Source organism: Phaeodactylibacter luteus, from assembly GCF_007993045.1.
In the GTDB taxonomy this organism is placed as follows: domain Bacteria; phylum Bacteroidota; class Bacteroidia; order Chitinophagales; family Saprospiraceae; genus Phaeodactylibacter; species Phaeodactylibacter luteus.
Genome location: NZ_VOOR01000007.1, coordinates 95,515 through 107,633, shown reverse-complemented (window position 1 = coordinate 107,633; position 12,119 = coordinate 95,515). Strand labels below are relative to the sequence as shown.

Annotated in this window: 11 protein-coding genes; 7 read left to right on the top strand and 4 right to left on the bottom strand. The window is 54.1% G+C overall.

Features of this window, described 5'->3' with window-relative positions; all coding sequences use genetic code 11:
* Both FRY97_RS04990 and rfbB read right to left on the bottom strand, forming a co-directional pair.
* Positions 1 to 690 (bottom strand): DUF502 domain-containing protein, encoded by a 690-nt coding sequence (locus tag FRY97_RS04990; protein WP_147166334.1) that lies wholly within the window; start codon positions 688 to 690, stop codon positions 1 to 3.
* Between the two features lie 12 nt (positions 691 to 702).
* Positions 703 to 1,761 (bottom strand): dTDP-glucose 4,6-dehydratase, encoded by a 1,059-nt coding sequence (gene rfbB / locus FRY97_RS04985; RefSeq protein ID WP_147166333.1) that lies wholly within the window; start codon positions 1,759 to 1,761, stop codon positions 703 to 705.
* Between the two features lie 427 nt (positions 1,762 to 2,188).
* On the opposite strand from rfbB, the gene FRY97_RS04980 reads away from it, so the two are divergent.
* Positions 2,189 to 2,968, top strand: a complete 780-nt coding sequence (locus tag FRY97_RS04980; protein WP_147166332.1) for a hypothetical protein — start codon at positions 2,189 to 2,191, stop codon at positions 2,966 to 2,968.
* Positions 2,969 to 4,213: a 3-deoxy-D-manno-octulosonic acid transferase gene (locus tag FRY97_RS04975; RefSeq protein WP_147166331.1), complete on the top strand. Its 1,245-nt coding sequence runs from the start codon at positions 2,969 to 2,971 to the stop codon at positions 4,211 to 4,213.
* Between the two features lie 206 nt (positions 4,214 to 4,419).
* On the opposite strand, the gene FRY97_RS04970 is transcribed toward FRY97_RS04975, so the two are convergent.
* The gene (locus tag FRY97_RS04970) at positions 4,420 to 5,226 is read right to left on the bottom strand and encodes a hypothetical protein (RefSeq protein ID WP_147166330.1); all 807 of its coding nucleotides are present in this window, start codon (positions 5,224 to 5,226) and stop codon (positions 4,420 to 4,422) included.
* A 12-nt stretch (positions 5,227 to 5,238) separates the two neighbouring features.
* Entirely contained in the window at positions 5,239 to 6,126 is an 888-nt protein-coding gene (locus FRY97_RS04965; protein ID WP_147166329.1) for an ABC transporter ATP-binding protein, read from the bottom strand.
* Positions 6,127 to 6,338: 212 nt separating this feature from the next.
* Between FRY97_RS04965 and FRY97_RS04960 the strand changes: the two genes are divergently transcribed.
* The 5 genes from FRY97_RS04960 (at position 6,339) to FRY97_RS04940 (ending at position 11,851) form a co-directional block, all read left to right on the top strand.
* Positions 6,339 to 6,833, top strand: coding sequence for an asparaginase domain-containing protein (locus FRY97_RS04960; protein ID WP_147166388.1), 495 nt, complete (start codon positions 6,339 to 6,341; stop codon positions 6,831 to 6,833).
* Between the two features lie 22 nt (positions 6,834 to 6,855).
* Positions 6,856 to 7,074, top strand: a complete 219-nt coding sequence (locus FRY97_RS04955; protein ID WP_147166328.1) for a hypothetical protein — start codon at positions 6,856 to 6,858, stop codon at positions 7,072 to 7,074.
* A gap of 470 nt (positions 7,075 to 7,544) precedes the next feature.
* Positions 7,545 to 9,170 (top strand): CotH kinase family protein, encoded by a 1,626-nt coding sequence (locus tag FRY97_RS04950; RefSeq protein ID WP_147166327.1) that lies wholly within the window; start codon positions 7,545 to 7,547, stop codon positions 9,168 to 9,170.
* An 89-nt stretch (positions 9,171 to 9,259) separates the two neighbouring features.
* Complete coding sequence (locus FRY97_RS04945) at positions 9,260 to 10,876, top strand: CotH kinase family protein (RefSeq protein ID WP_147166326.1); 1,617 nt, start codon at positions 9,260 to 9,262, stop codon at positions 10,874 to 10,876.
* A 6-nt stretch (positions 10,877 to 10,882) separates the two neighbouring features.
* Positions 10,883 to 11,851, top strand: coding sequence for a YheT family hydrolase (locus FRY97_RS04940; protein ID WP_147166325.1), 969 nt, complete (start codon positions 10,883 to 10,885; stop codon positions 11,849 to 11,851).
* Positions 11,852 to 12,119: the final 268 nt, after the last annotated feature.

The following is a 12,119-nucleotide window of genomic DNA, read 5'->3' as shown; positions in this document are numbered from 1 at the left end:
TCAACTTTGGCGCGGTTCGGCCTCAGGGCCGGTTGCAGGTTTGGGAAGGTTGAATAAAGAGGAAGAGCCGGCCCCCACGCTGATGATGGAGCGCATAGCATCTTCCGGGCGGGCATCAATATAGCGGACTTCCTTTTCGGGCACGTGAAAGACGAAGCCGTTGGTCGGGTTGGGCCCGGTAGGCACAAAAACGGTAATATACCCATTCCCAATCTCATCATCGGTCACGAAGCCGGTCATGAGCGTGCCATTGCCAAAGGCATCTACCAGCACGACTTGTGAGAAGGGCACTTTTTTGCGCCCAAAAAACTGGCGCACAGTCTCCCTCAGCACATTGTAAAAAGGCAGATGGACGAGCCACTGCTGTTCTACCTGAGCGAAAAGGCGGTTGCCCGAGCTGGTGCGGGCAATCAAGCCGATCAGGAAAAAGAAAAGGACGACGGTGCTCAAGGCCACAAAATCGAGGAACCAGCCGGGCAGCTCTTCCGAAAGGGGCAGCAGCACCCTCACCGGTGCAACCAGGCCAGTCATGAAACGGACCAGCAGGCGCACCAGGAAGAAGAACAGCGTAAGGGGCAGTATGACGACCAGCCCTCCGAGGAAAGTGGTGCCCAAGAAACGCCGCACGCGCTGGAAAATCCGGTAGGCACGCCGGGAGCGCCGCCGGAGTTCGTCTGAGGGTTCGAGCATATCCGTAGGCGGTTATTGTGGTTGGTATTGTTTGTCGTAATAGGCCTGATAAGCGCCTGAAGTCACCCTTTCCAGCCATTCCGTATTGGCCAGGTACCAAGCTGCCGTTTTCCGCAGCCCTTCTTCTGCCTGAACTGCTGGCTCCCATCCAAGCTCGTTCTTGATTTTAGTGGCATCGATGGCGTAGCGGCGGTCGTGGCCTGGCCGGTCTTTTACAAAAGTGATCAGCTCCCGGGAGGTGCCGTCTGGACGGCCGAGCAATTGGTCCATGACATCGCACAGCTGATGCACTAGGTCGATGTTCTTCCATTCGTTATTGCCGCCTATATTGTAGGTCTGCCCGTCTTGCCCTTGATGATAGACTTGGTCAATTGCGCTGGCGTGGTCTTCCACCCAAAGCCAGTCGCGGGTATACTGCCCATCACCGTATACCGGCAAGGGCTTGTTGTTTCGGATGTTGTTGATCATCAGCGGCAACAGCTTCTCCGGGAATTGATACGGGCCATAGTTGTTGGAGCAGTTGGAGATCACAATAGGCAGCCCGTAGGTATGATGATAAGCACGTACCAAGTGGTCAGAGCTGGCTTTGGATGCCGAATACGGAGAGCGCGGGTCGTAGGCGGTATCTTCCGTAAAAAAACCGGTCTCGCCAAGGGAGCCGTATACTTCATCGGTCGAGACGTGGTAGAAGCGCTTGCCGGAAAAGTCGCCCCAATGAGCACGGGCGGCGTTCAGCAATATGACAGTGCCCACGATATTCGTTTCGATAAAGCTCATCGGGTTGCTGATGGACCGGTCCACGTGCGATTCTGCCGCCAGGTGGATCACCCCGTCAAAGCTCCATTCTGCAAAAAGCGATTGCATCTGTTGGGCATCGGTGATGTCCCCTTTGACGAAGGTATAGTTGGGCGCGGCCTCAATATCGGTCAGGTTTTCCAAATTGCCGGCGTAGGTGAGGGCGTCGAGGTTTACAATGTGGTAGCCTGGGTATTTATTGACCATGAGGCGTACCAGGTGGGAGCCGATGAAGCCCGCCCCTCCGGTAATGAGGATGGTAGGTTGCTTTGCCATAATTCGTCGTGTTTCTAGCAGGGTTTGGAAAATTTGGAGCCACGCCGCAAAACTAACGAAAACCGTCAGCTTGTTCAAGGCGCATTGCATTACCGGGTAAACCAATTTTAAAGTAGGGTTCAAATATGCCTAAGCCGACATGCCGCGGTTGCTTATGCTTTCCGGGCTTTAGCCTGGCATTGGCCTAGCGCTGCGAAGGGGGGTACGCCCGATAGGGCCGAGCGGGCAGCGAGCCCCGTAGCATAGCGGCACCTGCCATTGGGCAGGGGCAGGCCCCTCAAAAAGAACGGCCATCTGTTTTGCGCCCGTTCAAAGCTGGCAGGCAGCGGGTGCTGTACGTTTTAATTTTACTAAAAGTCGGGCAGGAGTCCCTCGGTGGCACAGCAAAATCTCCTATTCTGACTAACTTTGCGGCAAAAGCAAATTGATGAAGCTTATAAATGGGATACGGGCCGGGGCAATGCTGCTGCTATTGTGCTGGTCAGCAAGGGGCATTGCTCAGGAGTATGGAGAGTTTGACATCAACCGGGGCAACGGCGTGCTCTACCACATCAGCTATGGAGGCCATTCGCCAGGTGGCGATCTGGGCAGACGCTTTGGCAACCACTTCAGTGTCGGTACGGGATTGGAATGGATCACAGACCGTGGCAACTGGCTGCTAGGGGCAGAGATGAACTACTTTTTCGGCAATCAAGTTGCGGAGAACCCCCTTTCTGCCCTTATCACCGACCAAGGGTTCATCATTGGCAACGACCGGACTTTTGCCGACATTCAGCTCCGCATGCGAGGGTTTTATGCTGGGGCCCATGTCGGCAAGCTTATCCCCCTCGGCCCACGCAACCCGCGTTCGGGCTTGAGGGTGACCGTGAGCGCAGGCCTGCTGCAGCACAAAATCCGGATTCAGGACGACCCGCTCAGGTTTGTCCCTCAGCTTGACGATGAGTACAAGAAAGGGTACGACCGCCTGACCAATGGGCTGGCTTTTACAGAGTTTGTGGGGTATCAGATTTTGAGCACCAACAAGCGCATCAACTTTTTTGCCGGGCTGGAATTGACCCAGGGCTTCACTATGAGCCGCCGCAGTTTTGATTTCGATACCCGCACTCAGGATACTGCGAGCCGGCTAGATTTCAATGTGGGGCTGCGGGTAGGCTGGGTACTGCCATTTTATGTGGGCGAGCGTGCATCTGAAGAAATTTATTATTAAATGATGGGCATGTACACGGCTGCAGTGCGGGCCTACGGCTGGGCCCTTTGGCTGGCCGCTTTTTTCCACCCTAAAGCCCGGCAATGGTCTGATGGCCGCAAAGGGTGGAAGACAAAACACCGCCAACTGTCTTCGGCTAAAGGGCAAGCCCCTTTGCTGTGGGTGCACTGCGCAAGCTTGGGGGAATTTGAACAGGGGCGCCCGGTGATAGAGGCCGTGAGGCAGCAAAAGCCTGGCACAAAAGTGCTGCTCACGTTTTTCTCCCCCTCTGGCTACGAACTGCGCAAAAGCTATGGCGGGGCCGATTTTGTTGTTTATCTGCCGCTTGATACCCCCGCCAACGCCAGGGAGTTCCTGGATATCTGGGCGCCAGATGTCGTGGTGTTTGTGAAGTACGAATTTTGGTTCAACCTGCTGAAGGAAGTACAGCGGAGAGGGCTGCCCTTATTTTTGGTCAGTGGCCTTTTCCGGTCAGGGCAGGTGTTTTTCCGGCCTTACGGCAAAAAGATGCTCCGCGTGCTGCAAGGCTTTTCCCATCTGATGGTACAGGCTGAAGCTTCAGCAGTGCTGCTGAGGGGAGCGGGGGTAGAACAGGTCACTGTGGCAGGAGATACCAGGGTGGACCGCGTGGCGGCTATCGCACAGCAGGCCCCTGTTTTCCCATTGGTTGAAGCTTTCGCCGGCAAGTCGGCAATTTTGGTGGCCGGGAGCACCTGGCCAGAAGATGAAGCCGTGTTGCTGCCGTTTATCAATGCTCACCTGCCTGCGCATTGGAAGGTGATCATTGCCCCGCATGAAATAGAGGCGGCCAAACTGATGGCCATAGAGGCTGCTTTGGACGTGAGCTGCGCCCGGTACAGTGAGCTCGAGAAACGGCAAAGCGCAAAGGAAGCCCAGGTACTGCTTATCGACAACATTGGGATGCTCTCCGCTTTATACCGTTATGGGCGGTTCGCTTTTATCGGGGGCGGGTTTAAAACCGGCCTGCACAACACCTTAGAGCCCATTGCATTTGGCCTGCCGGTGGTGTTCGGGCCAAAGTACGGGAAGTTCGAAGAAGCCCGCTACCTCGTAGCAAAAGGGGGAGGGGCAGTGGTGGAGGATGTGCACCGCCTTTCGCAGCAATTCAAAACTTGGGAGGATGGGCAAGCTTGGCAGGCTGCTTCTGCCCATGCCAAAGCTTATATCGAAGAGCGCCAAGGGGCTACAGCCATTGCGCTGAAGTTTATCCTGCCCTGTTTGTGAACTACCTATTTGCTAAAGACAAAGGGGCTTCAGGTTTCACAGCAACTTGCTTACTGCTTCCTAAGAAGTTAGAAGCCTTACTGTCGCTCCACCCGTGTACTCGCAAGGCCCTTACGAGGTTTTAATGTCTTATGCCGACATTGCAAGTGTACAACATTGGCCGCGTGCCTCCCACAGGCTAAAGATCGGTGGGGTTTACGCTCCCTTTATAAATCGGAATAAGCTACCCTACGGTAGGCCAGGTACAAGAACAAGCTGCTGTAAACCAAGACTGTGATAGCAGCTTCGCCCGGCTGTAGATAAATGCTGAACCCGTATTTGGAAATGAACTCGTCGGCCATCTCTAAAAAAGGTACCGAGACCAGGTCTTCTACCGCATTCATAGGGTAGAAGTGCATGCTCCTGTGCGCTATGATCTGCATGTGCACGCCCCACCTCAGGATGAGCTCCAAAAACATGACATAAGTGAGGTAAACAAAAAGTGCAAGCCCGGTACGGCGGATCATGAACCCTAGGAAAAGCCCAAAGCTCATGTAGCCCATGCACATCAGGAAATAGCGGGGGATGTAATCTGCGTTTTGCATCACCTTGTGCCAGTAGATGGCCTCAGTGTTCAGGTAGCCGATGAGGAAGCCGCACAGGGCGTAGTAAAGCGTGGCGGCCAGGCTGATGGCCAAAATGAAATACAGCTTGCCCAGGAAAAAAGATTTTCGGCTCATGCCCGTAATGATGTTCTGCCGCAGGGTTTTGTAGCTGTACTCGTTGGTGACGATGATGATGGATAAAAAGCCAAAGAAAAAGAAGCAAAGCCAGTTGCCGATATAGCCCAGGTATTCCCAAACCGTGGGGAACATAAAGAAAACGTCATTGGAATAAAGGGGCGGCGGCAGCTCGTCGAACCGCAGGCCTACAAGCAGGGTAGAGGGCAGCAACAAAAGATAGAACAATATAAACAGGCGGAAAGCCGTATGCGAGTTGAATTTTTTCCATTCCAGTTGGAGAAGGTGCAGCATAGTTGTTGGGGCTTAATTGGACGTGATCTCGAGGAATTCGGCCTCCAGGCTTTTTCTGATGGGGCGCAGGTGGCTCAGGGTGATGCCTTGCTGAAAAGCCCAGGCATTGATCTCGGCGGTAGAGCGCTTTTCATCGAAGTGGGCTATGATAAGCCCTTCCTCGATCGGGGCCTTTTTGATGCCCGGGTGGCTGAGCAAGGCTTTGTGCAGGGTGCTCAGGTCTTCCGCCCCAAGCTCCACCAGATAGTCGTCGCTGATGATAGCGCCTACAGTGCCGGAAGCAAGCAGCTGCCCGTTTTTGATGATGCCAACATGAGAGCAGACCTTTTCGACCTCATCCAGTATATGGCTGGCCATGATAATGGTTTTGCCGGTGCCAGCGATGCGGCGGATGGTCTCCCTCACTTCAGCGATGCCTTGTGGGTCTAGCCCGTTGGTCGGCTCGTCTAGGATCAAGACTTCAGGATCGCCGATCATGGCTGCTGCAATAGCCAGGCGCTGCTTCATGCCCAGGGAATAGGTGCTGAAGCGGGAGGTTTTGCGGTGCCTGAGGTTGACCAGCTCCAGGAGTTCGTCCAGGTTGTGAGTGGGGGCGCCTTTAATGTGGGCCACCAGGCTCAGGTTTTTTTCCGCATTGAGGTAGGGATAGAAATTGGGGGTTTCCAGCAAGGCGCCCAAGTGCCGGCGGTGGCCGGCTCCATAGCGCCCTTCAAACCATTCAAAACTTCCGGACGCAGGCCGGGTAATGCCCAGTACCATGCCCAGGGTAGTGGTTTTGCCACTGCCATTGGGCCCGAGTATGCCATAGGCCATACCCGCTTCTACTTCAAGGCTGAGCCGTTCTACGGCTTTGATGCGGCCATAATGCTTGCTGAGGTTGTCGATGTGGAGTACTCGCATAGTTGTTGCATTTGCCCAGGCAAAATGGGCGAGAGGTAAGGCTGTGCCAATTTTTTTGGATGAACACCGGGCATAATCCCGACCAAAAAGCAGGCAGGCAGCTGCCAGGCAGCAGCCAATCTTTATTTTTGAACAGCACAGCCCTTGGCGGCGGCCCTCATTTGTCGTATTATTGCCGCAGCCTGAAAGGGCATCACTTTATCCTACATTTTATGATACAGGTCTTTGTTACCGGCGGTACTTTTGATAAGGAGTACAATTACATCACCGGCCAGCTCTTTTTTAAGGACACCCACCTGCCCAGTATGTTTGAGCGGGGGCGCTCTACGCTTGAGGTCGACGTAAAAACCTTAATGATGGTGGATAGCCTGGAAATGAGGGAGGAAGACCGTGAGATCATCGCTTTCAACTGCCGCAGGTCCCTGCATGATAAAATCTTGGTCACCCACGGCACAGACCGTTTGGTGGAAACGGCCAGTTATCTCGCACAATCTGGTATAAAAGACAAGACGGTGGTCCTGACCGGCGCTATGATCCCCTATGCTTTCGGGACTTCTTCTGATGGCTTTTTCAACTTGGGCAGTGCCCTGGCTTTCGTGCAAGTGCTCACGCCAGGCATCTACGTAGTCATGAACGGCCGGTTTTTTCCATGGGACAACGTCCGGAAAAACAAAAAGACCGGTTTCTTTGAAGAACTGAACGGCTGAAGCTGCTTAAATTGAAAAGAAAATGGAGTACCTGGGTTTGTTGCTCGAATTCGCTTTTTTTGGTTTCGGTGTATACCTGTACCTTTTCGCCACCGGCAGGATCAAGGTGGAGCAGGCTTCAGCCCAAAAAGCAGCTGCCTTCCGGGAGAAGAACGGCTGGTGGCTGCGCTTGGGCGGCCTGGCTGTCATGGCTATTATGGCCATCAACATCTACCTGCATCTGCTGGAACTGATGGGGTAGCCCTTTTGGCAAAGAAGCAGGCGAAAACCCCGGCATCCTTCTAAAGAATATTTCTTAATATTGCACTAGGGATAAATTAGATTATTCCATATTTGAAATTTAGCCTGCAAGCGCTTGCCCCTCACTTTTACTGTGCAGGTGCGCTCACCGGCTCTTGACAAGAAAAGCGTTTCAAATCTCTGGCGTATGGACAGGCAATTGCTTCATAGCCTGAGCGGATGTTTAAAATGCTGACTCCTGTAAACCAATTGTTTAGGAGCCTGGTAGTTTTGCTGCCTTTGCTGTTTGGCTCGCCCAACGCGGCGGCCAGCAAACGGACCGCGCCCTAGATGGCTGATTTGCCGGGCGAAATGATTATTAAACCTGCTTCAAGGCTCAGCACGGATAAAGGCAAGTGTGCAAAATCTATGGATGCAGCCTGGCCGCGCACGAGATTTAAATCCTGAAAAACTTCTTCATACCTTTCTGACATGAAAAAAACAACACGGATCTTTCTGGGCTTATGCTTAAGCTGCATCTTTTCCTGGGCACAGGCACAGGAAGAAGGGGCGCAGTCTTTCTATGATGTGGGCACCATTCAGGAGATCAAAATCAGCTTTGAACAGGAAAACTGGCGCTACGCTCTCGACTCCCTGCGGTTCAATGGCGAAGGTCTCCTGCTCGGCACGGTCGAGATCAACGGGCAGCGCTTTAGCGATATTGGGGTCCGTTACCGGGAAAGCCGTTCTTTCCAGCCAGGCAACAAGCGCAACAGCCTTTACCTTAAGCTCAATTTTATTGACAAGGAGCAGAACTATGAAGGGCGCAGCACCGTAAAGCTCTCCAGCGCACTGCGCGACCCCAGCATGGTCCGGGAAGTATTCGGGTATGAAGTCGCCCGGCAGTATATGCCGGCCCCCATGGCCAACTACGCCCGCGTTTTCGTCAACGGTGAGTATTACGGGCTGTTCGTCAATATTGAGCCCGTGGATGATGCTTTCCTGAGCCGCACATTTGGGCACAAGGACGGCACCTTCCTGCGCTGTTCCCCCAACCTGCTCGACCCTGAGCCTGCCGGCTGCAAATCTGATGTCTTCGGCTCGCTGCAGTTTGATGAGAGCGCCAAGTGCTACCTCCACAATTTTCAGCTGCTTTCTGAATCAGGGTGGGACGATTTGATCGAGCTTACCTATCTCCTAGACCAGAAGCCCGAGGAGATCGGGCGCGTTTTGCATGTAGACCGTACCCTGTGGATGCTCGCTTTCAACAACGTTTTGGTCAACCTGAGCTCCTACACGGGCCGATACAGCGAGAACTACTACCTTTATAAGGACGAAAACGGGAAGTTTACCCCCATCCTGTTCGATCTCAACCTCTGCTTTGGCAGTTACAAAAATACTGGAGTTGGCTCCGACCTTAAGCTCAAAGAGCTACAGGAAATGGACCCTCTGCTCCACCTCAACAATAGTGCCAAGCCATTGATCAGCAAGCTGCTCAGCCAAGAACAGTACAAAAAGATGTACCTGGCTCACATCCGTACCCTGGTGAACGAGGTTTTCCGCAAGGACCAGTACCTAGAGCGCATCAGCAGCCTGCAAGAGCTGATCCGAGAGGCATTCGAATCTGATGAGAACCGGTATTATGCCATGGAAGATTTCGACAACAGCCTGGAAGAAACCATCGGCAAGCGCAGCCGCATCCCCGGGCTGAAGGAGCTGATGAGCCCACGCACAGAATACCTTAAAAAAGAGGTGGTGCTGGCCGTAGTGCCCCCTGAAATTTCTGATATTGCTGTCGCCCGCAGGGAGCAGTTTTCCCCTGAGAAAGTGGCCGACTTCAAAATTCAAGCTACAGTAGGGCAGTTCCCCAGTGAGGTGCAAGTCTATTACCGCTTCACGTCCGGGGCTCCATTCAAATCCATGAAAATGTACGATGATGGCGCCCACAACGATGGCGAGGCTTCCGACGGGGTTTTTGGTGCCACCGTTAAGCCTACAGCAGGCGCTGCCGCAATAGAGTACTATATTTACGCCGAAAACGCGAAAGCAGCAGCTTTCCACCCCACGCGTTATATGTATGAACAGCACACTGCCAACCTAGAAGAGCTCAACCAATAAACAGCGTCAGCTTTACTGACTAGACTGCCAAAGCCGGTGCCGTTCATGGTGCCGGCTTTGGTATTTACCTGATTGCAACCCAATTGATTATGCTGAAAAGTATCTGCCTCTTTTTCCTGCTCGCCGGAACGGCAACACTGGCTTTCGCGCAGGCTGAGGCCCCCGCGCTTTACAAGTTGGACAAAGTGCACGAAGTGCATATTCAGTTTGACCACGAAAATTGGGACGATATACTGGACTCCATGAAGCAGTCGGGGCTGGAGGAGCGCCTGCTCGCCGATGTCCGCTTCGACGGGGAAACCTTCAAAGGGGCCGGGGTACGCTACAAGGGCAACAGCTCTTACTTCAGTGTGAGGAAATACGACTACGCAAAGCTGCCTTTCAATATCGACGTCAACGAAACAGAACAGGGCCATAAACTTGATGGGGGGTACGATAAGCTCAAGCTGAGCAACGTCTTCAGAGACCCTTCTTTTTTGAGAGAGGCACTGTCTTATCAGATCGCCAACAAGTATATGGTATCGCCCCGCGCCAATTTCGTCAAAGTGTTCATCAATGACGAGTACTTTGGCCTCTACAGCAATGCCGAATCTATAGACGACGAGCTCCTCGACCAATATTTTGGCGAGCACGATGGGGTGCTCTTCAAGTGCGACCCGGCCTGGGGGTATGAGGCGCCTTCCTCTTGCCCGGAAGGGGATAAAGCTTCTTTGCAGTACCTGGGGCAGGACTCGGCCTGCTATATGGGGAAATACGAGCTGAAGTCGGACCACGGCTGGGCTGAGCTCATCGCCCTGACGGACATCCTCAATAACCGCCCCGAAAAGCTGGATTCTGTCTTTGCAGTAGACGAAGCGCTCTGGATGTTGGCCTTCAACAGCGTACTGGTGAACCTCGACAGCTACACCGGGCGTTTTTGCCACAATTACTACCTCTACCAAGACCAAGCCGGGGTATTCCACCCCATCATTTGGGACCTCAACCTCTCTTTTGGCGGGTTCCGTTACGATGGGCTGGGCAAACCGCTGACTTTGGAAGACATGCAGACCCTCAGCCCTTTTATCCATTACAAGCAAAAAAACGAAAAACGCCCCCTCATCACACAACTGTTGGCTGACGATTTGTACCGCAAAATGTACATCGCACACATCAAAACCATTGTGGAGGACAACTTCTTGGACAGCACTTACCTGCACGAGGGGCGGAAGCTGCAGTCCCTTATCCGGGAGCATGTGGTGGCCGATACCAACCGGCTTTACGAAGTCAAGGGGTTTGAAAAAAACCTATACGAGACGGCCAAAGCCGATAAGGTCGCCATAGTCGGCATCGCTGAGCTGATGGAGGCCCGCAAGGAATACCTGCTTTCCCACCCGTTAGTGTCCAAGCCACAACCGGTTGTGGAGGAAGTAGAATGTATAGACCTGGGCAGTGGCAGCCTGGCGGTGGCTGCTAGCATATCCGGGGCCGAAGCCGCCTGGCTCTTTTACCGTTATGGGAAAACGGGCGCTTTCCGCAAGCTGCCGCTTTTGGATGATGGCGCTCATGCCGACGAAATGCAGGCCGATGGGGTGTTCGCCAATATTTTGGAAAACGCGCCCGCGGGAGAAGAGCTGCAGTACTACATCGTTGGCGAAAATCAATACGCGGCCAGCTTGTCGCCGGAGCGTGCCTCCTTCGAATACCACACCTTCCCCATTAAAAAATAATGGCTCATGCCTGTCCTCCCTTCCTCATCCTACACCCGTGCTCCCCGCTATCAGTTCAATGGGCATCTGCAGACCGTGCTGCCTGCCCTCCTGCGCCGGGTGGCGACGCCCTACAGCAGAGAGCGCATCACTCTGCCCGATGGCGATTTTCTGGACCTGGATTGGCTGCAGGCCGGGCACCGGCAGTTGGTGGTGCTCACTCATGGCCTGGAGGGCAGCAGCACCCGCCACTATATGAAAGGGATGGCCAATGCTTTTGCCCGCAGCAGCTGGGATGTGCTGGCCTGGAACTGCCGCAGCTGCTCCGGGGAAATGAACCGCTCCTTCCGTATGTACAACCACGGGGATATAGAAGACATCGGCTATGTGATCGAGCATGCCCTGGGCAAAGGGCAGTACGATCGTGTGGTATTGGTAGGCTTTAGCATGGGCGGCAGTATTCTGCTCAAATACCTGGGGGTTAAGGGTAAAGCCGTGCCGGAGCCTGTCCGGGGCGGCATTGCTTTCTCTTCCCCCTGTGACCTGAAAGCCAGTGTAGATGCGCTAGAGTTTCCGGGCAATAGTTTCTACAAGCGGCGTTTTTTCAACAGCCTGAGCGAGAAGGTGAAAGAGAAGGCCCGCCGCTTCCCTGGGCGCCTCCCCGCTGAAAAACTGAAAGACATCCAGTATTGGAGAGAGTTCGATGAGCTGTTTTCTGCCCCGCTCGGAGGTTACCGCGATGCCGCTGATTTTTACCGGCAAGCCTCTGCCAAAAACTATATGGGGGAGACGGCCCGCCCTGCACTGCTGGTCAATGCCATGAACGACCCCATCCTGCCGGAGGCTTGTTCCCCGGTAAGCCTGTGCCGGTCTCACCCCCTGTTGTACCTCGAACGCCCCCATCAAGGCGGGCATGTAGGTTTTTCCTGGCCAGGCAACGCCCAAGCTTGGTCGGAGCACCGGGCGCTGGAGTTCGCGGCTTCCCACCTTTCTTAGCACAGGAGACAGGCGCTTTATCCACCAATCCCTTCACGGGCCAAGGCTACGCCGCTACAAGCCCATTTTGGCACAGGCCAGATGTCCACTTGGGGCCTACCCTGCCTGACGGCACGGTCGCTATGCTACGGGGCTCGCTATCCGCTCGGCCCTATCGGGCTGGCCACCCCTCCGCAGCGCTAGTCCGGTTTTATTGCCTGCTCGGCCCAAAAGCATCCGCTCTCCGTTTTTCGCTAAAACCTTGTCTGAGGCTGAGCCAAGTTGGCTA